The following is a 25,341-nucleotide window of genomic DNA, read 5'->3' on the forward strand; positions in this document are numbered from 1 at the left end:
TTACTTCGTCTCCACGTCTTTTTCGAGCGGCATGTCGGCCGCCTTCATTACGTCGCGGAACTCATCCTCCCATTCTTCGTAGGTGTGCACCTTCACGGGGTAGTTCCACGGGTTGATATGTCGCTGCTCTCGGTTGTTGTTGCTCATATTCCGGGTGGGGCTGAAAAACACCCCGGCCATGTGCACGAGCTTGCTGAACGGGAAGTACAGCAGCAACACGCTGAGCATGGTCAGGTGAACGAAAAACACGGCCCCCAGAGATTCAGGCACGACCGGATCGAGGCTGATCAGCCCGGTTGCCAGGAGTTTGACGTCGGTGATATCGACCCGCAGCGACGTGTGTCTCATAATGACACCGCTGGTCGCAAGACCGCCGATCAGAAGCAACGGGAAGTAATCGCCGGCGAGTGACAGGTAGCGGAGTTGCGGATTAACCACCCTTCGGAAGAACAGATACGTGATCGCCGCCAGCAGGATGCCGTCGGTGATATAGAATATCGGCAGTCCGATCTGGAAAAAGCCATCGAGTTCCTGTATACCCGAGACCCATCCCGGTACCGGCTCCACGAAAAACTTGAAGTGTCGAACGAAGATGACAAGAAACGACCAATGAAACGCGAGTCCCCCCAGCCACAGCCACCGCGCATCTCCGTAGACCAGACGAGGTCCATCTTTCAGCTCGGCCTTCGTATTTCGGAAAAGGGAGCGGAAGAACAGCACTTCCAGCGCCATTCGTCCGAGGACGCCCCAGAGGTTGTGCGGGCTTTCCAGGTTATCGTGCTTAATCCAGGACAACGATCGCTGCTGCCCGCACGTGGTCGTGATCTTGAACGGCACCGGCGAGCGCGCCCAGTGCAGAACGCGGTAGATCATCCCCACGAGAAAGGTGGCGATAGCGGCGTAGGGCAGAATCGTTCCAACGAAGAAGCGACCGCCCGAGGTGGCGACCGCCGCGATTGTCAGCAGCACCACCACCGCTACCACAGACAGGGAAAACAAGGCCCTCATTGCCTCTCTCCTCCCTCAACCTGAGGTGTGATATCGTCACGTGTGATTTTTTGACCGGTTGCATGACGTTCGATGATCTGATGTGCTCGTGCGAGCAGTTTGGCGGACCGGGCTTTTTCCTCTCGCGCCCGGATGTCATAGACCTGCTCACGACACGACATATAGAGATCGAACGCGAGAAGAGCGAGTTGATCGACCCGCCGGTCAAAGGCAGACAGGTCCTCACGCAGTGCGGATTCGCCGGCATGGCCGTTGAGAGACGCGTGCACGATTTCCTTGAGCGCGAACACGAACCCCACCGCGTCCTGCGCAGAGAAATTCTGCACCGACCGGAGCCTGATGACGGCGTCGATATCCTCACGCAGCCGCTCGGGATCGGCGCCGGCGACGAGACTGTCAAAGACGGCCGACAAGCCCCTTTTGATGGTATCACCGACCGGATTGGCGAACCGATCACTTCGGGTTGCGAAGAAGCGAACGGAATCCGCCGGATACGTGGCGAAGGTTCGCCCGATCCATGAGGACAGGATGTCCGCACGGTTAGTCAGAAGATGCTCGCGGATGGACATAATCGGCACACTCCCAGCAGCAGAGTCCGCGTCGGTCTCGGGTGTACGTTGAATACCGCACAGGTGACCGACCAGCGAAAACAGCCCGGAAAGGACGAATCCTCGCCGGGCTGTTCGTTTCTTTCCGTCTCCTCAGATTCGTGTCTGATCAGACACAGCCCGTCGGCTTCGCCAAACCGGCAACCTTGCAGGCGCCTTTTGCGGGACCTGACGGGAACAGCTCGTAGACCTTCTTCAGCGGAAAACCCGTCTCCTTGCACAGCTTCCGGATCATCGGTGCGATACCGTATTTCTGATAGTAATCGCGCAGGTAGTTGACCAGCTTCCAGTGTTCGTCGGTCAAGTTGTCGACACCTTCGGTGCTCGCGAGGGCAAGCGCCACGCGCTCGTTCCACTGATCCGGTTCTTCCATAAATCCGTCTTCATCGACCTGGATCTTCACATCCTGCCATTCAAATGTCGGCATAGCAAACCTCCACGTACTTTACTCTATGCGTTGGCGTTCTAGTGCATTTCGATATATCCGCACGGACAGTTCTCCGCGCATTTCTTGCAGCCGATACAGTATTCCATTTTGACCTTGTAGGGCTGACCCTTGATTAGCGGTTTGACAATAGCGCTGTCCTGGCAGAAGCTCCAGCACGTGCCGCAGTCGAAACACTTGCCGCAGCTCATGCATCGAAGCGATTCGGCGGTTGCCTCGTCCAGGGTCAGGGTAGACGCAATCTCCGCCGTAAGCGATTTCAGCCGTTCATCCGGGGCAAGCTCCTTAGTCGCGGTCCGCGGCCGCTGTTCGTAGTAGGCCAACATCATGTTCTCGGCCTTGATCAGTTTACGCTCCTCCGGCTTATACGGGACTTCGCCGGTTAACATGGCGTGAATCTCCTCTGCCGCACGACGACCGTGGAATATGGCGGTGACGGCGATATCGAGGTTGATATTATCGCCTCCCGCGAATACCGCATCGACTTTCGTCTTCATATGTTCGTCGATCTTGATCCAGTCCCGGCCCTCGATGAGATCTTCGAAACCCGCGAAATCGGGCTGCTGTGAGATCGCTGCGATCAGTGCGGTGCACTCGAGTTCGTAGGTATCGCCATCGATCGGTACCGGCCGACGCCGACCCGACGAATCGGGTTCGCCGAGCTGCATGCGCTGGCAGGTGATCGAAGTCGCCCGGTCACCGCTCCTGGTAATGGCGATTGGCGCGGCCAGATACTCGATAGTCACGCCCTCCGCAAGAGCCCCCTCGATTTCCTCGGCAATGGCCGGCATTTCGTTGCGGGTGCGGCGATACAGGATGGTAACTTCGGCGCCCAATCGCCGCGACACCCGAGCGGCGTCGATCGCCGTGTCACCGCCGCCGACGACGACCACCTTCTTGCCCACATCGATCATATCGCCGACATTGATGCGGTGCAGGAAATCGGTACCGGTGTACACGTTGGCGGCATCTTCACCGTCGATCTTCAGCGAGTAACCGGTGTGTGCGCCGAGACCGACGAAAATCGCCTTGTAGTCTTTCTTGAGATCAGCGTACGGGATATCTTTTCCAATTATCGTATTCAGCTTGAGTTCGACGCCCATGTCGAGGATGCGCTGTATTTCGGCATCGAGAATGTTTTGCGGCAGACGATAATCCGGGATGCCGTAGCGCAGCATGCCGCCGGACTTGGGGAACGCTTCGAACACCGTCACCGGATATCCGCGTCGCGCCAGTTGATATGCGGCGGTCATGCCGGCAGGCCCCGATCCGATAATGGCTATTTTCTCCGGGCGCTTTTCCTCGGTGAGCTTTTTCGGCTTCAGTCCCTTGCGTAGTCCAAAGTCTCCGAGCGCCCGCTCGAAGGCGTTGATTGCGATCGCACCCTCGAGTTTCGCACGGTTGCATTCCGTTTCGCACGGGTGCGGGCAGACCCGGCCGCATACCGACGGGAACGGCGATGTCTCCGTCCACCGATGCCAGGCTTCTTCGAATGCCTGCTCCTGAGTCTTGCCGTACGCTTCCGCCTTGTGGACGATCATCAGGCATTCGCGAATCTGGTTCTGGTTAGGACAGGTGTTGATACACGGCGGTATCTTTTCAACAAGATATGGCCGAAGGTCCGATGTCTCCCGGCTCGATGCCCCACCGGAAGAGCGGCCCAGACCTCCAAGTTTCTTTACCTTCTTGACTACTTTTGCCATGCTGCTTCTCTCCCGCTCTCGGGGAGTGGACTGCCCGGACAAAAGGTCCACTCCCCTGGGGCCATTCGTTCTTTCGTCGTCGGACACGGCTCCGGCGTTTGGATTCCCGTGGCCGTCCGTTCCTCTATCTGGTTCACATCGTCAGCGACTTCGCCACAGACGGCTCAGGTTCCTCCTCCGGAGAGCTGTCAGTCGATGCTGTGGACGACGATCGTTGTTGCCGATATCGTGCAGCCGCATTCACGAACGACGGCGCCCAACACGACACGCCGTCGGCATGGATATGAACATACGAGGCCATCACGTTCTTCTTGAGCAGACCGTCGCGTCCGCCGCCGAGGCCGACGCCTGTTTCGATTTTCAGACATGTCTGTGTCGACATTGAACCGGATGCCCCGGTATAATGAAACTCGTGCCCTCGGATACGCGTCCCGGGTGCCAGAAACGGGTTGACGACGTCGACAGTAGCGTCGACGTACCCGTGACCGCAGGGCTTGTGCTGCATCGTAAGGTCTATGTCGAAAACACCGGCGAGCTGGTACGTTCGATCATCCCGGCACAGCGTCCTCGCAAGGTAGATCAGTCCACCGCACTCCGCATAAACGGGCAATCCGCTGTCGGCAGCCCGGTGCACGGATCGCATCAGCGCACGATTTCCGGCCAGCCGGTCGAGTTGTGTTTCCGGAAATCCGCCGCCGATATAAAGCCCGTCGAGTCCGACGGGAAGCGATTGATCCGTCAGCGAATCGATCGCGACCAGGCGTGCGCCCGCCTGCTCGAGCGCCTCCAGGTTTTCGGGATAGTAAAAGGTGAACACGGAATCCCGAAAGACACCGATCGTGCACGTAGCGCGAGCCGGCGACACCGGTTCGGCGGTGTTGACGGGTTGGTCGAACCGGTGAGCGATTTCGATAAGCGCGTCGAGATCAAGATGGTGCAGTGCGAGTTCGGTCAGGCGGGTCTTGATCTCGGCGCATTCATCGGTTTCGGTCGGCGGCACCAGGCCGAGATGGCGGCTCGGGATGAGCGCGCGGCCACTTCCCAGCTTCGGCAGCGCGCCCAACACCGGAATACCGCATCCTTGCTCAATGGTGGCGCGGGCAATTGACTCGTGTCGAGTACCCGCGACGCGATTGAGAATAACCCCGGCGATCGCAACGCCGGGTTCGAATACCATCGCTCCCATCACCAGTGCGGCCAGCGTCCGGGTGGCCTTGGTCGCATCGACCACGAGGATGACCGGTGCCGCCAGAAGTCTGGCGAGGGAGGCACTTGAGTGAGTGCCCTCCAGGTCTTGACCGTCGAAGAGTCCCCGGTTGCCTTCGATGAGCGCCAGATCACGGCCGGTGCTGGACGCGCCGAACCGTTGGCGCACGGATTCCGCCGGCACCATAAAGGTGTCGAGGTTCCGGCACGCGGTATCGGCCGCCCAGCCGAGCCAGGCGGCATCGATATAATCCGGCCCTTTTTTGAACGGAGCGACCTTTACGCCCCTCGAGCGCAGTGCTCTCAGCAGGCTTAACGAGACAATCGTCTTGCCCGTATCACCCGAGAGCCCCGCGATGAGCAACCGTGGTGTACCGCGCATGGGCTTATTCCTCACACGCTCGGGTCAATCGTTGGCTGCACCCTCTCGATGCGGCAGTTCCAGGAAACTCCCGCCGAAATAGGTGTAGACACACCGACCGCTGTCCACGAGCTGCTTGATCGCAGCCTTGCAGACCTTCTTGTCAATATCATCGCCGTAGAGTTCCATCATGGCCTTGGTGAGGTCCATGGGTTTGAGCTTCTTCTGCCCCTGGGCCTCTTTGACCATGTTGAACATCGCGTCGGCGATCTCTTCGACTGTCTTTGCCATGGCATTACCCTCTAGAACGTTAGGTGGGTTGACCGCTTATAGGTCAGCCCGGCATGCTTGAAGTCGTCGATATGTTCTTTCTGGAACGGGATGTCGGCCATCCGGAAGAACTTCGGCCAGCCGATTCGCTGAATCCACTCGCCCATCCGTTCGTGGTTGCGGGCGTTCGCCGCCCACAGTTCCACCAGCCTTCGGACCGCATCGGTCACTTCCGGCCAGCGCGGCGGATTGTTGGAAATAAACGGAATAGCGAGTTTCGAGAACATCGGCTCGTGACGCGCGTTGGACACCTTGCCTCCGACCCAAATCGACACGCCATCATTCAGCGGATCGTTCAACGGCATCGACGGACAGACGGTGTAGCAGTTGGCGCAGAACATGCAGTTGTCCTCGATCACTTCCACTGACTGGTTGCCATCGACGATCGCCGGTCGAATTGCGGCCGTCGGGCACGCGGCAACCACGTTCGGGATCTCACACTGCTTCTTGAGCATCTCGTGGTTTACTTTCGGAGGACGGCGGTGAATGCCCAGGATGGCGATATCCGAACAGTGTACCGCGCCGCACATGTTGAGACAGCACGCCAGTGCGATACGGAGCTTGCCCGGCAGCTTCTTCCGACCATCGAAGTACTCAATCAGGTCGTCCATCACGCACTTCACGATTCCCGACGCATCGGTGGCCGCCGAGTGACAGTGCACCCAGCCCTGTGTGTGTACGATCGAAGTGATCGCGTTCCCGATGCCACCAACCGGGTGACCGATCTTCTGCAGATCGGCGATAAGCGGGTCGATATTCGACGGGTCGGTCAACAGGAACTCGACATTGTGCCGGCTGGTGAATCGCAGATAGCCGCCGGTGTATTTGTCGGCCAAGTCCGCATAAATGCGGATTTTGTCGATACTGAGCAGACGGCCAGAGGACGCGCGAACCGTGTACAGCTTGTCGCCGGTTTCCGAGACGTGTACCATGACACCCGGCTTAAGGATCTCATGATATTTCCACTTGCCGTAATTCTGCTTGATAATCGGCGGCAAGAACCTCTCATAGTGTGGCGGGCCGAAGTCCGTCCGTCTTTCTACTGCCATATCAAACCTCTATGTTCCACTGGTTTTTCGTTTTCAGACTCCCTGGAGAATCGATTACGACTCGGTCTCCTCTTCGTCGCCGCTGTCTTCCTCGAAGTATTCTTCATAGAAGACGTAGGGATTCTCACGGGGATGAGCAACCATCTCAGGGATGGGCTCGACACCGATCGCATCGAGGAAGTTCCCCAGACCGACACGCTGGATGAACTCGCCGACGCGTTCGCGGTTTTTGCCCTCTTCGCACCAGAGATCCCAGATGCGCTCGATGAGGTCCTTCAGCTCGTCATACGGCGGTTCCATTTTCATGAACGGAACGAGAACCGATGACAGCTGAGCGCCCTCCACGATCGGCGCTTTGGAACCGATCAGGATCATGCAGCCTCGATCCTTGCCGGGGCGCAGCGCCTTGGGCATTACGTTGATGCAGTGCATGCACTTGACGCAGTAGCTGTTTTCGATAGACAGCTCTTTGCCGTTCCATTCCATGCACTTGCCGGGGCAGTGCTCGACTACGTCTTGCTGGATATTCAGGCCCGTATCCACGTACTTTTTCACCTCGGCCTGATCCATCTGGATATCGTCGCGCCAGGTTCCGATGAAGGACATGTCGGCACGCGCTATTGAGGCCACGCAATCGTTTGGACACCCCGAAAATTTGAACTTGAACTTGTAGGGAAACGCCGGGCGATGCAGCTCATCCTGGAAATCCTGGGTGAGTGTGTAGCATGCCTTCATGGTGTCGTAGCAAGCCCACTCGCACCGCGCCATGCCGTTACAGCAGCTGGGGGTCCGAAGGTCCGATCCCGAACCACCGATGTCGAAGTCAATCTTGGCCAGCTCTTCGAATATCGGCTCCAGTTGTTCGGTGCGGGTACCGAGGAACACGATGTCGCCGGTTGAACCGTGCATGTTGGTCAATCCGGAACCATGGCGTTCCCAGATGTCGCACAGTTTGCGCAAGGCCTCGCTGGTGTAAAACCAGCCGGCCGGCTGGTTGATTCGCATCGTGTGAAAATGCGAGATTCCCGGAAACTTGTCGGGCAGGTCGGAATACCGACCGATCACGCCGCCGCCATAGCCCATGACGCCGACGATTCCGCCGTGTTTCCAGTGTCCGATTTTCTCGTGATACGACTGCTCCAGCTGCCCCAGAAGATCGTTGGCCATCGGAGAGCGCTTCGCCGCCATCTTGATTTCCTTGACGAAACTCGGCCAGGCACCCTTTTCCAGTTCATCGAGCAACGGGGTCTTGTATGTTGTCTCCGCCATGATTTCTCCTCCCGGCTACCACAGAGTAACGCGGTTTGTTACAGCATCTATCCGTACCATCTTTATCGTCATGGCTCGTTATTTTTTTCACAAAGTGCAGTGGGCAAAACGCCTCAATATCGACTCCAACGGCCAATGAGGATCGGTTTGTCCATTTCCCTCCATACTATCTAATGAATTCCGGTTAATGCGTCAAGCCCAAAATGTGAAAATTTTCTTTAAGTCCGCCAAGCGTCCCATTTTGCACGGCGTAGCAAGAAACGACACGATAACAACTGAAAGTGTTATGCTGCAATAACTACGGAGATAGCCCGTGGATCAATACGGTCCAAAAAGTAACCGGGCATGGACTCTACCATGCTAATTAGTATAGTAGTTCTTCCGTCTTCAAACTGAAACGGACCCGCCTTTGCGGCGGGCCCATACCGCGAACCAGCTTCAGCCGGTTACATCCCTTTGTAGGGATTGAACCCGATCCCGCTTATCTCTTCCACAAAATCATCGAAGATATTAGGGAGCTTGTAGTATTCGTTAATGGCCAGTTCCACGATCTGCACGCGCTCCTCTTCCAGCACCAGCTGAGTCAACTTCTCACGGACGTTATCCATCCGGTAGTTGGCTAACTCCGACCCGCGGATAAAGTGGCACTGGTAGTCGTCGCCGCGCTTGCACCCGATCAGTATGATGCCGTCGAATCCCGACGCCAGCGCATCGGACACCCACACGGCGTTCATCGATCCGAGGCAGCGCAGGGGGATAATCCTGACAAACGGCGAGTACTTCATCCGTTTGATCCCGGCCATGTCGACCGATGGGAGGGCGTCGTTTTCGCAGACAAACGCCAGGATTCGCGGCTTCTCGTCGAACTCGTCGGGCATGCTGATGGACTTGATCATCTTGGAAATCATGTTGACCGAGTAGTTCTTAAACGAAATGATTCGCTCCGGACAGGCGCCGAGGCAGACCCCGCACCGACGACAGCGGGTCGGATTCGGCAGCGGAGTCCCTTTCTCGTCCTCGTCCAACGCACCGAACGGACACTCTTCCGTGCAGCGCTTGCACTGCGTGCACTTGGTCATGAAGAAGTCGGGGAAGCTGCTATCACCGGCCCTCGGGTGGACCGCACTCCCCCGTGAGATCGCCTCGACCGCCTGGATGGCCTTCAGAGCCGCTCCGTAGGCGTCGGAGACCGACGCTGCAAAATCCATAGGGGAACGCACCGGGCCGGCCGCATATATGCCCGTGCGACGGGTTTCGTACGGGAAGCAGATGAAGTGGCTGTCGGGGAAACCGTACTTGAGGGTCGGCAGGTCGGTGCCCTGGCGATACCCGAGGTTGATCAGATGGGCGCCTTTCTCGGCGCCGGCGGCGGCCTTCTTGCCGTCTTCGAGCAGAGCCTCATCGGCCGCATCCGCTGCAACAGGGATATCGTCGGGTTTGTTGGTTGTCACCATGCCGGTGGCAAGAACCACCATGTCCGCCTTTATGGTGATGTCTTCTCCGAGAAGGGTCTCAGACACATCAATGGCAATCTGATCACCATCCGGCCTGACGCTGCCGATTTCTCCCTTGGTCAGGAACATACCGTCGTCGGTCTGCGCGTGCTGGTAGAAGAGCTCGTACTGCTGCGGTGAGCGGATGTCTTTGTAAATCACGTAAATCCTGGCATCCGGGTACTTTTCGCGCACGTACATCGCCTGCTTCAAGGAGACACGGCAGCAGACTGTCGAGCAGTAGGGCAGGTGGTCCTGATCGCGGGAGCCGGCGCACTGAATGAATGCGATTGAGCCAATCGGCTTGTTGTCGGACGGACGCTTCATCTCTCCCGACAGCGCCAACGCTTCCATCTTCACGTTGGTGATGATGTTCGGGCTGGAGCCGTAACCGAGATGGGATAGCTTTTCGGCCGGATATGGCGTCCACCCGGTCGCGACGACCATCGCACCAACTTTGAACGACGGTGCGTCCGAGCCGTTTCTGAGCGTGACGTCGAATTTCCCCGGTGCGCCCTTGGCCGATTTTATCTGTGAGTTCGTATGAACCACAATGTTGTCGTGCGTCTCGACAGCCTTGACCAATTCAGGATACCCGGAGTCCTGCAGTTGCCGATACGGCGGTCGTTTCGGAAACACTCTGGAAAATGACCGTGCCCAACCGCCCAGCTGCGGCTCCTTCTCGACCAGATGCACGCGGTAACCGGCGTCGGCCGCGGCTCGGGCCGCGGTCAATCCGGTCATACCGCCGCCGATGACGAGAATGTCCTTGCTGGTTTCCTCGATAAGAGGCACCGCCGGTTCAGAGGTCTGCACTTTGACGATACCCATGCGCAGGTAGTCCTCGACGAGCATCTGCGTGTCTTCGTCATTCGGCTCGTGCGCCCACGCGCCGTACTCGCGGATATTCGCGCGTTCGGTCAGTACCGAGTCGCCGAATACGAAGAGCTCAGGAAATACGCGCTGGGAGCAGGCCGCGACAACGACCCGATTGAGCCCTTCAGTTTCGACATCTTTGCGGATGGTTTGTATTCCCTCGGCGCTGCACCACGCGTCATGCGTCTTGCAGACAGGCACGTGGTATTCGCCGGTCGCGACGGTAACCAGCTTGTCGACGTCGATCGATGACGCGATTTCGCAGCCCTTGCATATATAAACGCCAACCTTGGTGTCCATGGCCTACCTCCTCGCTTCTGCCGTCATTGCCTTGAGCGCAGCACCGGTGGCGTCTTGAATCGAGCTTGCCACATCCATCGGCCTCAGCGCCGAGCCGGCGCCGATGATGCCGCAATCTCCGTCGGCAACCAGAAATCCGAACTCGTCGATCGGTACATCGAGCGGCGGCGGTTGATCAGCTGAATTCGGCACCATACCGATCGCGAGAACGGCCATATCAAGTTCGGCTTTGGTTATCTGTCCGGTCATCGTGTTCTCGGCCTCGAGAATCACGTTGCCGGTGGCCGGGTTTTCCACGATTTTGCCGACCTTTCCGCGGTGGAAATGCATTTTCGTGTCAGCCTGCCGGGCGACATAGAAGTCTTCATACCGTCCGGGTGACCGGACGTCTATGTAGAACATGTGGACGTCGGCGTCGGGATACCGCTCCCGCACGTAGGTCGCCTGTTTCATTGACGCCAGGCAACAGACTGCAGAGCAGTACGGCAGGTGGTTTTCGTCGCGAGACCCGGCGCATTGGACGAACCCAATACTCTTGATTTCTTTCTTGTCGGACGGCCGCAGGATCCTGCCTCCCGTGGGACCGGACTCCGACGCAAGTCGTTCCATGATCACGCTGGTAACGACGTTTGGAATACGTCCGAAGCCGAGATTGTCGATTTTCGTGGCGTCGTAAGGTCGCCACCCGGTTGCCCACACGATCGCCTTCACGGTGGCTGTGATCGTTCGCGGCTGCATTTCAAGATCGATCGCGCCGTGGGGACACGCCTGCGCCACCTTCTTCATCCGCTCATCCGCTGCGTGTGCGGCATCGACTACATAGCGATGCGGGTAAGCCATCAGATGCGGCAGATAAATCGCCTTTGTCTTGTCGAGGCCGTAGTTCAGGTCGTTGTCCCGCTCGATGTCGCAGACTTTTTCGCATTCGCCGCACAGCGTGCACTTGTCGGTCACATATCGGGGGTTAAGACGAATGGTTACCTCGTAACGGCCGGGTTGTCCGGTCACGGACACAATCTCCGCGAGCGTCAGAACCCGAACCTTGTCTGTTACGCGAAGTCGCTTGAGATTGATCTCAATCCCGCACGATGGCGGACAAAGCTTCGGGAAGTACTGATTGGTCGCCAGAACACGCCCGCCGATCGTAGGCTTTCGTTCGATGAGAATGACGTTGCGACCGACCTCAGCGGTCTCAATCGCAGCCGTCATGCCGCTGATTCCGCCTCCGACGACCAGGGTGTTTGCTGATATTTCGTTCTGGAGAGGCTCAAATTCCGCCATACCCATCTCCTTCATATTTGCCGTGAGCCATAATGCAAACCGACCGAATCGACAGGTTCGGGCAGGAGATGCTTGTGAAATTTATAACAAACATCTCGGCGCAAACGCGCTCGCGGAACGTCCTGATTGGACATTCGCCACGTGTCAATATCGTCAGTAAAGGCACACGTGTCCATATTGTCAAGGTCTTATGTGAAAAAAGTAACTAAATACCTCACTATCCGGGCACCATCGGCAGGCCCTCAATGCCATCCGGCCGGCGGCACTGGTGGCAGCATACCAAGCCGCTAACCTGCTCATTTTAAATACAATAGTGATGGTAAAAATGGTGCCTTCCCCTGTTTCAGACTTCTCGAGGGTCGCCAACGCGGCCGCCGCCGGCAAGATGGAGATAGATATCGATAGGGTCTATCATCGATGGGAGGGAAAAACGGATGGACGCAGCAGCATTCGCCACCGCCATCAAACGTCTGCGCGCGTTTCCGCCATCATGGCATCTGTTTACCGATAATACAGTGGACTTCGGCAGTGTTGGGGACGACGTCAGACTGGTTCAGGAATGGCTCTCTCTAAACTCATTGCCGGTCGAGATAGACGGACAATTCGGTCCTCAAACCCAGGCGGCCGCGTCCGAGTTCAGGAGGGGGCAGGATATGGACCCGCTCGGGCCGGTCGACTCCGGTGTTTTAATCCGACTGATCGAACCGATGCTCAAGGCACTCGCCCCACTGTCCGTACCGCCGGTCTCACTTTCCGAAGCGATCACCACGATTGCGGGCCATCATCTTGAGGCTGCCGCCCGCGAGGTCGGCGGTGTCAACCGAGGTCCCTGGGTCCGACTCTATATGAATGGACAAGACGGCCGAACCCTCCCGTGGTGCGCCGGGTTTGTCTGCGCTGTCGTACAGCAGGCGTGTGGGGAGACAGGAAACCCGACTCCCATCCCCCTGTCAAGGTCATGCTCTCAGATGGCCGGTCGAGCACGGCAGCTAAACATGCTCCAAACGATCGAAAGCGGCGTAAGGCAATCGTCTCTGCCCGGTTCGGTGTATCTCATCCGATCCGGAAAGAACCGATGGAGCCATTGCGGGATAATAACCGAGGTGCACTCCGATTCGATCGAAACGATAGAGGGGAATACAAACAGCGGCGGGTCGGCGGAAGGATACGCGGTGTGCCGACGCACGCGTCGCCGCGCCGGAAACGACGTTATTTTGCTACCGCCACCGCGTCATTCAGGCTACGGACGCTCGGGCGAGCGCTGCTTCTGGTGAAAATCGGACGTCCCGCCAAGCGGCAACTCCCTCGCGGCATCGGTCACGGCTCCAATCTTGACCGCATAGCTGGATTTGTCGCGAATGTCATCGTCAGTAACCAACTGGATATCGAGCAGGCCGCCCCGGCGATACCCTGTCCGCAGAAAGTTGATCTCGTCGAGACAGAAACTCCACCCGCCGAGCCACTGCAACAGATCGGCACGCTGTTGCTCGGATCCCCGGATGTGCACGATCAGGTCGATATCGCTGCCCGGTCCGGCCGTGCCATTTTTGGTGCTGCCATAGACATAGAAACCAACCACGCCGAAGCGCTTCGGGTCAATCAGCCGGGCTATCCTTTCTGCCATATGCAGTCGCCAGTGCCAGTGTGATTCGGTCGCCATCGGTACCGCCGGGTCGTGCTCCGTGACGATGGGACGTTCCGACGTCGGCCGTGAAAACACCCCTACCGCTTCGTCGAGATCGGCATTCAGCAGAACGCGCAATACGCTTCCGTTGGTGGATTGCCCGACATCAATCACGCGAATGGTACCTTCAAGATGGGAGAACTCGGGAAGCAATTCGGCGAAGATGCTCCGTGACTGGGTCAGGAACTTCTCGTTGAACACGTTCCCCGGTTCATCGGGATAGAGGGGCAAATAGCGGATTCTCGCCTCAACCAGGTCCTGGAAGAAGTGCGTTCCAAACGACAGGTCCGGTGTGTAGTTGCCCTGGGAGCGCGCTATCTCCACGAGAACAGCGGTGTTATTGATGTCTGAGTAGGTGACGTTTACGCCGAGCTTGATATCGCCACGGCTGCCCCAGCGTCCCGGTCCCATCAAGATGAACTGCCGTTTGGGCAGGATCTTATTCAGACGGGAAACTGCCCTGCCGACGGCGTTGAGGTGATCGCGGTCGGGTAATCGGCTATACTGGCCGGGATCCACGTACACAATATGGGAGATATCGGGCACAACGCCGTTGGAGACGAAACGATTCGCCGTAAACAACACGCGATCCCGGGGCAAGTCACGCGGAATGGCGACCGGCTGGCTGTTATCGGAATGACTTTGCGGCCGGCACTGCAGGAGATACAGATCTTTGCCATCGTGCGCGAACTCGATATCGACCGGGGACCCCGTCCGCTCCTCGAGTACTTTGAGGATTGCATGCATTTGCCGCACGAACTGCTGATTCTCCATCAGCCCCTCGAAGGTCACTATCAGGTGTTCCCGGCCGTACGCCGTCTCGGCGAGCGACATTCGCCGCACACCGCCATCACGCAAAATCGAGATGATTTGTGAGACACCGGGAATGGTGTCTCCCCACTCGGCGAACAGGCTGGCCGCATCAACCGTCTCGAAAGAATTCGTCTCGAGATTAATAACGTCCACCCAGCGCGGAGAGTAGCGGACCATCTCGTCGACCGATACATTCACGCGGAGCCCGGGCTGGCCGGGTGAAAACATGATCGGGTAGTCATTGCTGAGCCTGTCAACCGCCCGGGTGCCCAGTCCGGGAACCAGCCTGATAAGCCCGTCCTCCCGCTGGATCCGTGGCGACCACCTGAATTCATTTCGGCTGAATGCCACCCCGGCAAACGACGGCAGGAAGTACTTTCCGACCCGAGTACCGACAACCTCCTGGATCATGATGCCCATTTCTTCGGCGAAATCCAGCAGACCCCGTTCGCATCGATACTCAATCGGATCGGGACCAAACATCGAAGCATAGACTTCGGCGATAGCATCCTGCAACGCCTCCAGACGCTGTTGTTTGGTTCCCTGATTGGCCAGAAACAAGCTCTTGTATTTGCCGGAGAAGGCCGCCCCGACACGATCTTCGAGTACCGAGGAACTCCTCACGATAAGAGGTCTTTCGCCGAAATCGTCAAGGGCGACCGACAGCCCCTTGGTCAACTCCGGGGGAAAACGGGAGTTTTTGCACGTATGGACGATATAGGGATACTCAAATCGGATCTGCGAAATCTCCTTGTACTTTTGTTCTACGATTTCATCCAGGTTGTTGTAATGCATGAAATTCAGTTGCATGTCGGAGGTGATGTGCCAGGTTTTGGGGATTTTGATCCGCCCCAGTTCGGGCCGATGCGACGCTTCCTGCCTCAAAATTTGCGCCGCCAGGTACAGCCCCGCGCTCTTGCCGCCCAACCGACCATGGCTCTCCGACGAAAAGATGATGTACTGGAGTAGTTCGTAAAAATCACGAATGCCGAGGTATTCTTTTGCGATACTGATATAATTAAGCTGGTCTGAGAGGAATCGACGAATCAGCGACACGCGCACACCCACCCGTGAAGGCCGCGACAACTCGTCTTCCTGGCTCGAGATATGATGGTACCGTCGAATAGCGTCGGCCACCTCGGGCAGCGACAGGTTGCGCTCCACCGCCCTCACCAGAAAGCCGAGTTTCTCCTCCTGCATCCACTTCTGGATGCGAGCGAGAATCTCAAGATCATTGAGATGTTTTGAGGCGAGCCGGAACGTCGCCTCCCCGAGTTCCATGGGGAAGTGATATGAGCGCTTCTGGTACGGTCGGTTGGAGTCGACCATCAAGTCTTCTGCGTCGCCCTTGCGATAAAGGTCTGACTTCTGGAGTAGCTCTTCAGCCTCTTTGTTGCCGCTCCAGCACAGCTGGTTCAGCATCTTGTGTGATATGCGGGTGTACAGATTTTTGTCGGTGCGCGCCAGCATGTCGAGTATAATCCGCCAGTCGCCCGGCTCGCGCCCCTGACGGTCCCGTCGGGCAACTTCCCAGTCCTGCAGCACCTGGCGCATTCGGGAGTGAGAAACGAAATTGCCCAGCAGATCGGCGATCGTCTTGATGAGCCTGGCCTCGTCCTTCAGAAACGGACCATCATCGGCCGCGGGCATCTGCTCGGTGTAGTACACGGCAATCCGACCCACAATTCGGTCGGGGGTGACGATATCGGCGGACTGACTCCAGGGCGTCTCGACAAACCCTGTGGAAAAATACTCTTCACCGTCCAAAACGATCATCGTCTGGCAAACGTCAGGATACTGCCACCCTGTGGGTATTGCGGCAAGCAGCCCCCGGATGACGTCGTCGAGCTCATTTTGGGGGTTGGCCAGCAGCTCTTCAACCGCGTACAGGCAGTTCAGCTCCTTGGCACGCTCGCGAAGTCCATCATGTCGTTCAGTCGATGAATCCCTGCCGTCGTCCATCTGTGTCTGTCTCCCGTCCCAAGACGCGTGTTGTCACCACACCGTCACTGCCGCCGATCGCCGAGCGGCGGCTGCCTCGTGGGCTTGTCCGGCGCCGTTCCATACGAAGATATTATCGGTATCGGCAAATCCAAGCGGAAAAGGTCGCCTCGTCCGGTGTCGTACAAACAGCAACGGCGACCGGTCTATCCGGTCGCCGCTGCATGAGATCGCCAACAAGTGTAAGTGGGTGTTACACCCAGCCGCGGTCGCGACAGGCCCGGGCGACCCGGTCTACCGCGATGAGATACGCGGCGTTGCGCATGTTCTGTTTGCGGCGCTGCGCCAGTTCGCTGACCGCCAGATATGCGGTCGTCATCTTCACATCCAGCTTGCTCAGGACTTCCTCTTTTTCCCAGAAGTAGTTCATGTTGCTCTGGACCTGTTCGAAATAGCTGCATGTAACGCCACCGGCGTTGCAGAGAAGGTCGGGGACTTGCAGCACTTTCCGATCGAAGAGTACCTGGTCGGCTTCCGGAGTGGTCGGACCGTTCGCTCCTTCGGCAACGATTCTCACCTTCGAGCTGATTTTCTTGACGGTGTCCGCGGTAATCTGATGCTCAAGGGCCGCCGGTACAAGTATGTCCACATCCTGAGAAATCCAGGAATCTCCGGGCAGGATTTCATAGCCGAGGTCCTTGGCTTTGGCCTTGTCGATGCCGCCAAATCGGTCGGTAATCCCCGCCAGCTCGTCGACCTTCACGCCGTCGGACTTGCGGAAAGCGTATGAGGTCTGGTCCCTCTGATCCCAGCACGACACGCACACGCAGGTTCCGCCCATCTGGGTATACAAACGGATGGCGTGTTGAGCCACGTTTCCGAATCCCTGCACTGACGCTGTCGTATTACTGGGTGGAATCCCGAGTTCCTTCAGCGCCTCGCGAACCGTGTACATGACGCCGAACCCGGTTGCTTCTTTTCGTCCCAGGGAGCCGCCCATACCGACCGGCTTGCCGGTGATGAATCCCGGCGCCTTTTCGCCGCGAATCATCTCATACTCATCGAGCATCCACAGCATGTGCTGGGCCGATGTCATGACGTCGGGAGCCGGTACATCCTGATACGGACCGACATTGCGCGCCAACTGACGGACCCAACCGCGACAGAGTCCTTCCTGCTCGCGCGAGCTCAGGTTGTGCGGATCACAGATCACGCCACCTTTGCCCCCGCCAAGCGGAATGTCAACGGTCGCGCATTTCCACGTCATCCACATCGCCAGGGCGCGCACCGTGTCCAGCGTCTCCTGCGGATGGAACCGGATGCCGCCTTTGCTCGGACCGCGCGAGTCATTGTGTTGAACCCGGAATCCCCGGAAAACCTGTACCGATCCATCGTCCATTCGCACGGGGATCAGAAAGCTGTATTCCCGAACCGGATTGCGAAGAAATTCGCGGACTGCTGAGTCCAGTTCCAACATGTGCGCAATCTTGTCAAACTGCGACTGTGCCATTTGAAACGGGTTAAAAGACGAAGCACTCATCAAAGTACCCCTTAGGTTGTGACATCAGATATGATCGTTCACGTGTTTCGGATCTTATACGAACGAAGGCTGCAGCCTAAATCGGGCGACAGTATTCAGTCTTCTGGCCGAAACGCTCCGACCAATCGACTTTCCGAAGCCGAAATATGCGCCGCCTCCCATTTGTTACAAAATTCACAAGGATTGATATATAACCGAAAAGCGATTCTGTCAAGTCCAACCGTACTGGGGAACTTGCGAAATCTGAGGAGGGGAAAAACCGGAGCCCGCCGAACATTCGCCTTAGGTCCCAAAAGACTGGACTCCGCCGCTATCCTAGAATATTCCGACCGCCGTCGACCGTGATAAACTGACCGCAGATCATTTCGGCTTCGTTGGAGCAGAGGAACGCCACAACCCGGGCGATGTCGTCGCCGGTTACAATTCGCCCTCTGGGGGTATGCTGGGAGGCGTGCTGGATAACGTCATTGGCGCCCGGAATGGAACGTGATGATTTGGTATCCGCCAACCCCGCAAGGATGCCGTTTACCAGGACTCCGCGGCGTGCCAGTTCGTAGGCCAGGCCACGGGTAATGGATTCCAGGGCGGCTTTTGCCGGGCCAACGACGCCATACCCCGGGATAACTTTCTGCCCTCCATCGCTGGTGATGGAGATGACTCGGCCCCAGCCGGTTGTCATGAGAGGGAGGGCTCTCTGGGTCATGGCGATCAGAGACCACGCCGACGCAGACATCGTCACTTCCCAGTGATGGGGGGTAGCTTCCAGCACGTTTCCCGGAACGCCAAAAGCCGCGTTGGCGACGACGATATCGAGCGCCCCGAGTTGTTCCTCAATCGCCCGAAACATCTTGTCGAGGCTTTGTTCCTTGCCGACATCTCCACGAATGGCAACGGCTTGGCCTCCCGCCTGCTGGATTTCCTCAACGACTGCTGCCGCATCGGACATGCTCCTCCGGTAGTTTACGACCACACGAGCTCCTTCGGCAGCCAATCGAACCGCAATGGCGCGCCCGAAACCACGAGCCGCGCCAGTAACCAGGGCGTTTTTCCCCGCTATTTCTGGATACATCGATGCTCTCTTGAGCCTCCTTGCTGGATAGAAATGTCACCCGGGACCACAGGGGTTTCGTCCCGGTGTGGCCGACCAAATCAGTCTATGATAGCCATCTGGATGTGGCGTGTAAACCTAAAAAGACGGCCCCGAGACAGTCAAAAAAACACCCCCGGCGCGCCGGGGGTGTTTTAAGTCGCTGATTTAAGGGCGCTGATTAGCCTTCGGTCTTCTCTGCTACCGGCATGTCATGGATGCCTGTCGCCTTCATCTTCTCAAAGTCAAAGGCCGGCAGTTCCTTGTGGCCTTCCGGGACTTTGCCTTCGTGGCAAGTTTTGCAGGTCTCGGCGGTCGGGATAATCATGCCGTTCTTGATGGCCAGTTCCCGATCTTCCATAACGGACTTTTTCCAATAATCGCCGCCCGCGCCGTGGCAGGACTCGCACTGTACGCCTTCAAGCACTTCACCGGTAGCCAGCTTGCCCGTGGCATGGCAGGTCAGGCAGGTGGGATCAGCCTTTTCTGCGTCGGTCTTCAGACTCGCGAAAGCAGTGGCGTGGGGGGTCTTTTCCCAACTCGGGAAAGTCCCGTCCTTCTTGTGGCAGAACGAGCACTTCTTCACGCCGATAAACTCATGACCGGCAGCCTTTTCCCCTGTTTTGGCCTCCTCCTGAGCGATCAGGATCGGGCTCACCAGAGCTAGTGCCACGAGGGCTACCATGGGCAGCATCAGCTTCTTGACCATTCGTTCCTCCAGTTCAGTCTAAGACGATCAATCAAGTTGTCATTTCCTACTCGGCTATTTATACACCCCGACACCCGCCGAAGCAACAGAATTCTCATGACACTCACATGACATTCTATCAGTTATACGCTGTCGGCTCGTCTTTCTTCCCACAAAACGGTATGCTGTACAATGACTCGCACTCCTCAACGCCTCCTTGTCCAACGAGAATTGCAGATATAGTATCACTTAGATCGACTTAAGCTGATACTAACGAGATACTTACGGGGCGGAGCAACGATTCCGATCGCTCAGAGGGCCTTGTCACTCACCGAAGGCGCACCGCCTATGATGGCGATGCAGGTAAGCGATGCTTTGGGGACTCTACTAATAGGCTTACAATCGGTGATTTCGCGGAAACGACATATGCAAACAGGGTGTTGCAGGAGAAGCCGGCTCCGCCGGTCCCGAAGAGCAACCAGTAGCAATGAGGACACCCGTGTGACCAAACAGCCGGTCTGGGCCCTGGCCGCCGTCTCCTTTTTCCTGTTGATAGTCGTGCAAACGGCAGCGGGGCAATCCTATACGCGCTCAGTAACACCTTTCCCGGTCACTCGCGAAGGCGAGCCGGTGGCACTCCCGTTTCTCGGTGGCATCAACGAGGCCAAACCGTCGCTTGTAGACTTTGACGGGGACGACCGGCTCGATCTGCTGATCGGCGAGCGATCCGGCAAAATCCTCTATCTCCGAAACACGGCTCCGTCCGGCGAACCGGCGTTTGAGGTTATCTCCAACCGACTGGGCGGCGTCGATGTGGGCAGCTGGTTTGCAGCCGTCGATATTGACGCAGACGGCGATATGGATCTATTCTGCGACAACCGAAACGGGGGCGTCGAGTTTCACCGCAATGACCAGCCCGGTCTCTCCCCTGACTTCGTCTTGGTCGATTCTTCGTATGATGGATTGATGACGGGGGTCAACAACACGCCGGTCCTCTTCGACATCGACAGCGACGGAGACCTCGACTTCTTCCTGGGAGGGGTAACCGGCACTCTTGCGTTCTATCGCAATGACGGCGACAGTACCACACCGTCATTCACATTTATCACCGACAGCTATGATAGTATCGCAGCATTTCCGGGTGGTGGCGCGAAGCGCACCGCGGACCAGAGACACGGCTTTTCGTGCATTCACTTCGCCGATATCAACGACGACGGCGACGGCGATCTGTTCTGGGGAGATATCAATAATGTCAATCTTTACCTGTTCGCGAATCTGGGCACCCCGAACGTTTCCGATCTCACGTATGAAACCGATACGTTCTTGCCGGGTAATACTGTCGGGTTCAATCATGCGACGACCGCCGATATCGACGGCGACGGCGACCTGGATTTGCTGATCGGCGTGGGCAACGGTTCGGCGCTCGACAACCTGAGACTATATCGCAATAACGGGAGCGCCTCATCCGCATCCTATGTCCTCGAGAATCTGAACTTCGTCGACAACATAGACGTCGGAAGCAACGCTTTTCCTGCAATCGGCGATATTGACGCGGACGGTGACCTGGACATGATAATCGGGCGTTTCGATGGCCGGCTGACTTTGTATGAAAACACCGGTACGCCGCTTCGCCCGGTTCTGAGTCATCGGACAGACTTCTTCGCCTCCATCGATGTCGGGACGTTTGCAGCGCCGGTGCTTGTCGATTGGGATTCGGACGGCCGCCTTGACCTGCTGATCGGCACCGGCGGAGGTCGAATCGAATACTGGCGCAATATCGGAACCGCCGATTCGATCCAGCTCGTACAGGAATCAAATCAACTGGCCGGCATTCAGGTCGACCAGTATGCGACTCCCCGGAGCGGTGATCTCAACGGTGATGGGCTGACTGACCTGGTCGTAGGAGAATGGGATTTCAACAGCAGGGCGAATATACGCCTCTACCAAAACACGGGGGCGGAAGGCAACCCGTCGTTGTCACTGGTGACAGCAGCTTTGCTGCCGGTCATCACGCCGCGCGATTATGCCTCGGCGCAGATATATGACGGGGACGGCGACGGGCGACCGGACGTAATTGCCGGCACTGCCGCGCTGGGTCTAACGCTGTGGCGCAATGCCGCCGCTCCCGGACAAATGCCCGACTCGCTCACACTCATTCCGCAAAGCGCGGTCATCCCGGGCACCGATGACGGGTTGTTTCCGGCCGTCGTCTTTGCCGATTTCGACGGTGACGGCGATGATGACGCTGTCGTGGGCGAAGGCAACGGAGGATTGAATTACTGGAGCCGCGATGGTTCGTGTTGCTCCGGCACCGCAGGCAATGTCGACGCCGATTCCTCCGGCGCCGTGGAGATCGCCGATATCGTGCGGCTAGTCGATTGGCTTTTCCTCGGCGGTTCCGATCTGAGCTGCCTCCCGGCGGCCAATGTCGACGGCGACGCGATGGGTGTGGTCGATCTGCGTGATGCGATCTACCTCATCAATGCTGTCATTCTCGGCGGCCCGCCGCCTGCCCCCTGCAATTGACGCGGGCGGCGATCGAACTCCCTCAGTGATGGCCGCCCTGATGGTGCAGGATGCTGAACCCGAACGGCTCGGACCCCGCCGCGACCGAATCGATCACCTGATAACTCTGCCCGTCGATGACGTATAGCGTTCCGTCGTCCGGACGAAAGCCGGTAGTGGAGACATACACACGGTCACCGGACTGATCGGCCATAACCATAAACGGGCGTGCAGTCCCCAGGGGAATGGTCTGGACGACACTCGCTGTCGACAGACGCACCACCCAGACGCGGTTGTCCGTAAATCCGGTCACATAGACGATGTCGTTATCGGGGGCGACGTGCATCATCGTGGGCCCGGCCATAGCTGAAGACGTCTGGTCGGCGGTGGGAATGACGATGGAATCAACAAGCTGACGAGTAAGAAGGTCGATCACACGGATCTGATCGACTCCTTTGCGACATGCTACGATCGCCAACTCAGAGGCATTATCGACACGAACGCCGTAAGGGCCGTAGCCAGCCGGCGGCGTACCGAAACCGGTGGATGCATCCTGAACCAGCAGCGGCGTAGTGGACCCGGAGTCAAGATTCACGATGGTGATGTCATCGCTGTTGAAACCCACGGAGACGAAGAATTCGCCGCTGGAGGCGAAATGCAGGTCGTGCGTCTGATAGCCGGCCTGCAGGGACGAATCGAGATACGCGAAGTTGTTGCCGGACGCAGCATAACGATGGATACGCCCTTTGGTATCGGAGAAATCGCACACGTACACGGTGTCGTCATTCGGGCTGATGGCCAGTGCGGTTGGAAACACCGTCCCCGGCACCGTTACCAGCTGCAGCAGTGAGTCGTCGGCGGTACGGTACTTTGCAATCTGACCGCCCACTTGTCGACCGATCACGTAGTAGCAGGAATGGTCGCGCGAGAACTCGATGAAGTGCGGTTCGACGACCGGAGTCGAAAGAGAGTCTATCCGCACCAGCGTCTGTGCGTTGTACTTGTAGATTGTCTGGTCGGCCTGGTTGAGGACATACAGGATATCGAACGCCGCCGGTTCCGGACTGACCGGGTTGTCATCACTGCAGGCAAACCACAATACGCTCGCCGCAGCAACGCCAAGCAGCGTACGGACTGCGAACTTTCTCATAGTGTCTCCGCAATAGGTGTAGTCATTCGACGACAATGACGGGCGGCCGGCGCGACCGGCGCGGCACGGTGATCATCATCCACATGTGCTAACCGCGAGGTTATCTTTACGTCGGCGAAGGCGGCGACTCGCTACTGGCACGCGGCCGGCCCGGCTCCTCCGAGAAACAAGAAATTAACCAGGGCGATCAGATCGGAGAGGTCGATTGCGCCGCCGGCGTCACCATTCACATTGGCCGCCTGTTCGCATGCAGGGTCCGGACCTCCGAGAAACAGATAGTTCACCAAATAAATGAGGTCCGAGAGATCGACCGCCCCGCCGGCATCCTGGTTCACATTGCCGGCCGTCCCCGCGCAGCACGGCGGCGCTCCAAGCTCGATGACGGCAGGCGACGTCTCCAATTCGAATTGAAGGCATGCGGCCATGATCTCAGGAATGGTGGACGAGAAGGCACTGAAATCCACCAGGTTTGAGTCGCCGGAAGCGCCGGGCGGCACGCTGAAATACAGGCTCATGACCGGTCCGCTGCCCGGCGGAAGCGGAAGCTGACCGGAACCCGTGACAACCGCGTAGGCAGCCCGATGATTAACCGGGTCAAACACGGTGTATGTTTTCTGGAAGAAGTAGTCGGTTCGCAGCCCGGCCGTCGAAACGGAGTCAAATGTCAAATTGAAGGGTCCGCCCCATGCGAAGGGCACGTTGATCCCGGTCAGGGGCGAATGATTGTTGATGGACACGTCCACACGAACGTCGCTGCCGGGCGCTGTCAGGACCGTGTCTCCGAAAATGGTGTCGGTCGTGATGACCGGGCGTGCTTCCATGATGAACAAGCGGTTGTCGAGATTCGAGCCGTACACCTTGCCTGATGTCGTAAACGGATACGTCCCCCAACATCCGTTGAAAGACGAGCTTTCACCGGACTGATACGTGTCGTACAAGTCGAGTTCCACCGGCGAACCCGGCACGGAGAAATCGACGATAGCCACTCCACTCTCATAGTGGGAAATGTATGCGGTGTCGCCGATCATGTGCGCGTTATGCGCCAGGTTGGATGGCGCCAGGTACTGTCCGACAAGCTGGACGTCACTATAGTCTTCGACATTCCAGTATTTGATGGTCTTGAAGCCTGTCTCTTCGGTCGTAACCACGTGACGTCCGTCGCCGGACGGCCAGATATTGTGCACGTACCCGGCGGCGGGCACCGATACACGCTGGATCAGCTGCGGGGCCGCTTTGTTGGCCAGATCCCATGCCGACCAGGTCCCGTTCGAGCCTTCGGCAATCCACACCGTGTCGTTGCGGGCGTACATATCATGGCAGTCGGGTGTGGCGATGAAGCCCAACTCGACCGGTGCGATTGGATTGGCCAGGCTTATGATGCGAACTCCGGTGTAGAATCGCTTGACGGCGTACAGGTACCCTTCGGCGGTGTCGACGACAAGATTATGCGACGTGAAATCGCTTGCGGTGGAGTACGCGCCGACCAGCCGCACGGAATCCGGCAAAAAGGACATATCCATGATCATGATGCCCTGATTAGCCCCGGAGCATTCGGAGACGGCGTAGCAGTAGTGTTGATAGGTTTTGATATCGCGCCAGCGCGTACTCCCACAGCCCACGGTCGGTCCGGGCACTTCGTCGGCAACCTGCATTGTATTGGCATTCACAAACGTGATACCGTTGTACGTCCCCATGATGGCGTATTCGGTACCGTCGGGGGCCTCCCAGCCCCAGCAGTCGGTTCCTCCGGCGGCCGGAGAGAACTGGATAATCCCAATCGGACAGAGTGAGAAGACGGTGTCGCCGGCGGCGGTGTAGTCAGCCGCAGCGGTCGAGGCGTTCCGGGAACCGGAGCCCGGCGCATCAGGGGCGTTCTGATTGCCAAAGCCGACATCGTGCCCCGGCGGGACGGCGCTTGCCGACGGTGCACAGAGCAGCGCACCAAGAGTCACGCCCGCAGCCAATAGCGCCCGGGCTGTTGAGCCGCTTGTCATATCTGAGTCT

17 protein-coding genes are annotated in these 25,341 nt (G+C 57.8%); 1 reads left to right on the forward strand and 16 read right to left on the reverse strand.

Annotated features, from left to right (window positions below):
- The 14 genes from dsrM to RBT76_06655 all read right to left on the reverse strand — a co-directional run bounded on the left by dsrM (window position 1) and on the right by RBT76_06655 (window position 19,703).
- Window positions 1-1,008 (reverse strand): sulfate reduction electron transfer complex DsrMKJOP subunit DsrM, encoded by a 1,008-nt coding sequence (dsrM, locus tag RBT76_06590; protein MDX9857438.1) that lies wholly within the window; start codon window positions 1,006-1,008, stop codon window positions 1-3.
- Window positions 1,005-1,577, reverse strand: a complete 573-nt coding sequence (locus tag RBT76_06595; protein MDX9857439.1) for an RsbRD N-terminal domain-containing protein — start codon at window positions 1,575-1,577, stop codon at window positions 1,005-1,007. Before RBT76_06595 ends, dsrM begins: the two co-directional genes overlap by 4 nt.
- Window positions 1,578-1,725: 148 nt before the next feature.
- Window positions 1,726-2,043, reverse strand: coding sequence for a TusE/DsrC/DsvC family sulfur relay protein (locus RBT76_06600; protein MDX9857440.1), 318 nt, complete (start codon window positions 2,041-2,043; stop codon window positions 1,726-1,728).
- Window positions 2,044-2,081: 38 nt separating this feature from the next.
- A complete protein-coding gene (locus RBT76_06605; GenBank protein ID MDX9857441.1) occupies window positions 2,082-3,764 on the reverse strand; it encodes an NAD(P)-binding protein in 1,683 nt (560 codons plus the stop codon).
- Between the two features lie 133 nt (window positions 3,765-3,897).
- Window positions 3,898-5,352: a cobyrinate a,c-diamide synthase gene (locus RBT76_06610; GenBank protein MDX9857442.1), complete on the reverse strand. Its 1,455-nt coding sequence runs from the start codon at window positions 5,350-5,352 to the stop codon at window positions 3,898-3,900.
- Between the two features lie 24 nt (window positions 5,353-5,376).
- Window positions 5,377-5,622 (reverse strand): hypothetical protein, encoded by a 246-nt coding sequence (locus tag RBT76_06615; GenBank protein ID MDX9857443.1) that lies wholly within the window; start codon window positions 5,620-5,622, stop codon window positions 5,377-5,379.
- A gap of 11 nt (window positions 5,623-5,633) precedes the next feature.
- Window positions 5,634-6,710, reverse strand: a complete 1,077-nt coding sequence (gene dsrB, locus RBT76_06620; protein ID MDX9857444.1) for a dissimilatory-type sulfite reductase subunit beta — start codon at window positions 6,708-6,710, stop codon at window positions 5,634-5,636.
- Between the two features lie 54 nt (window positions 6,711-6,764).
- Complete coding sequence (gene dsrA, locus RBT76_06625; GenBank protein MDX9857445.1) at window positions 6,765-7,979, reverse strand: dissimilatory-type sulfite reductase subunit alpha; 1,215 nt, start codon at window positions 7,977-7,979, stop codon at window positions 6,765-6,767.
- Between the two features lie 446 nt (window positions 7,980-8,425).
- Window positions 8,426-10,648, reverse strand: a complete 2,223-nt coding sequence (locus tag RBT76_06630; GenBank protein ID MDX9857446.1) for an FAD-dependent oxidoreductase — start codon at window positions 10,646-10,648, stop codon at window positions 8,426-8,428.
- Between the two features lie 3 nt (window positions 10,649-10,651).
- On the reverse strand, window positions 10,652-11,929 hold the full coding sequence (locus RBT76_06635; GenBank protein ID MDX9857447.1) for a CoB--CoM heterodisulfide reductase iron-sulfur subunit A family protein: 1,278 nt from the start codon (window positions 11,927-11,929) through the stop codon (window positions 10,652-10,654).
- Between the two features lie 1,240 nt (window positions 11,930-13,169).
- The gene (locus RBT76_06640) at window positions 13,170-16,388 is read right to left on the reverse strand and encodes a PEP/pyruvate-binding domain-containing protein (protein ID MDX9857448.1); all 3,219 of its coding nucleotides are present in this window, start codon (window positions 16,386-16,388) and stop codon (window positions 13,170-13,172) included.
- A gap of 232 nt (window positions 16,389-16,620) precedes the next feature.
- On the reverse strand, window positions 16,621-17,907 hold the full coding sequence (locus RBT76_06645) for a Glu/Leu/Phe/Val dehydrogenase (GenBank protein MDX9857449.1): 1,287 nt from the start codon (window positions 17,905-17,907) through the stop codon (window positions 16,621-16,623).
- Window positions 17,908-18,217: 310 nt separating this feature from the next.
- The gene (locus RBT76_06650; GenBank protein ID MDX9857450.1) at window positions 18,218-18,976 is read right to left on the reverse strand and encodes an SDR family oxidoreductase; all 759 of its coding nucleotides are present in this window, start codon (window positions 18,974-18,976) and stop codon (window positions 18,218-18,220) included.
- A gap of 199 nt (window positions 18,977-19,175) precedes the next feature.
- The gene (locus RBT76_06655; protein ID MDX9857451.1) at window positions 19,176-19,703 is read right to left on the reverse strand and encodes a multiheme c-type cytochrome; all 528 of its coding nucleotides are present in this window, start codon (window positions 19,701-19,703) and stop codon (window positions 19,176-19,178) included.
- 480 nt (window positions 19,704-20,183) lie between these two features.
- Here RBT76_06655 and RBT76_06660 point away from each other — a divergent pair, with 480 nt between their 5' ends.
- The gene (locus RBT76_06660; GenBank protein MDX9857452.1) at window positions 20,184-22,208 is read left to right on the forward strand and encodes a VCBS repeat-containing protein; all 2,025 of its coding nucleotides are present in this window, start codon (window positions 20,184-20,186) and stop codon (window positions 22,206-22,208) included.
- A gap of 22 nt (window positions 22,209-22,230) precedes the next feature.
- Here RBT76_06660 and RBT76_06665 read toward each other — a convergent pair whose 3' ends face one another.
- Complete coding sequence (locus RBT76_06665; protein ID MDX9857453.1) at window positions 22,231-23,337, reverse strand: YncE family protein; 1,107 nt, start codon at window positions 23,335-23,337, stop codon at window positions 22,231-22,233.
- A gap of 131 nt (window positions 23,338-23,468) precedes the next feature.
- A complete protein-coding gene (locus tag RBT76_06670) occupies window positions 23,469-25,331 on the reverse strand; it encodes a choice-of-anchor B family protein (protein ID MDX9857454.1) in 1,863 nt (620 codons plus the stop codon).
- Window positions 25,332-25,341 lie beyond the last annotated feature (10 nt).

Source organism: Candidatus Zixiibacteriota bacterium (genome assembly GCA_034003725.1).
Classification (GTDB): domain Bacteria; phylum Zixibacteria; class MSB-5A5; order GN15; family FEB-12; genus WJMS01.

Coding starts and splice junctions, on each gene's coding strand:
- dsrM (MDX9857438.1), bottom strand. CDS start 1,008: ATGAGGGCCTTGTTTTCCCTGTCTGTGGTAGCGGTGGTGGTGCTGCTG.
- RBT76_06595 (MDX9857439.1), bottom strand. CDS start 1,577: ATGTCCATCCGCGAGCATCTTCTGACTAACCGTGCGGACATCCTGTCC.
- RBT76_06600 (MDX9857440.1), bottom strand. CDS start 2,043: ATGCCGACATTTGAATGGCAGGATGTGAAGATCCAGGTCGATGAAGAC.
- RBT76_06605 (MDX9857441.1), bottom strand. CDS start 3,764: ATGGCAAAAGTAGTCAAGAAGGTAAAGAAACTTGGAGGTCTGGGCCGC.
- RBT76_06610 (MDX9857442.1), bottom strand. CDS start 5,352: ATGCGCGGTACACCACGGTTGCTCATCGCGGGGCTCTCGGGTGATACG.
- RBT76_06615 (MDX9857443.1), bottom strand. CDS start 5,622: ATGGCAAAGACAGTCGAAGAGATCGCCGACGCGATGTTCAACATGGTC.
- dsrB (MDX9857444.1), bottom strand. CDS start 6,710: ATGGCAGTAGAAAGACGGACGGACTTCGGCCCGCCACACTATGAGAGG.
- dsrA (MDX9857445.1), bottom strand. CDS start 7,979: ATGGCGGAGACAACATACAAGACCCCGTTGCTCGATGAACTGGAAAAG.
- RBT76_06630 (MDX9857446.1), bottom strand. CDS start 10,648: ATGGACACCAAGGTTGGCGTTTATATATGCAAGGGCTGCGAAATCGCG.
- RBT76_06635 (MDX9857447.1), bottom strand. CDS start 11,929: ATGGCGGAATTTGAGCCTCTCCAGAACGAAATATCAGCAAACACCCTG.
- RBT76_06640 (MDX9857448.1), bottom strand. CDS start 16,388: ATGGACGACGGCAGGGATTCATCGACTGAACGACATGATGGACTTCGC.
- RBT76_06645 (MDX9857449.1), bottom strand. CDS start 17,907: ATGAGTGCTTCGTCTTTTAACCCGTTTCAAATGGCACAGTCGCAGTTT.
- RBT76_06650 (MDX9857450.1), bottom strand. CDS start 18,976: ATGTATCCAGAAATAGCGGGGAAAAACGCCCTGGTTACTGGCGCGGCT.
- RBT76_06655 (MDX9857451.1), bottom strand. CDS start 19,703: ATGGTCAAGAAGCTGATGCTGCCCATGGTAGCCCTCGTGGCACTAGCT.
- RBT76_06665 (MDX9857453.1), bottom strand. CDS start 23,337: ATGAGAAAGTTCGCAGTCCGTACGCTGCTTGGCGTTGCTGCGGCGAGC.
- RBT76_06670 (MDX9857454.1), bottom strand. CDS start 25,331: ATGACAAGCGGCTCAACAGCCCGGGCGCTATTGGCTGCGGGCGTGACT.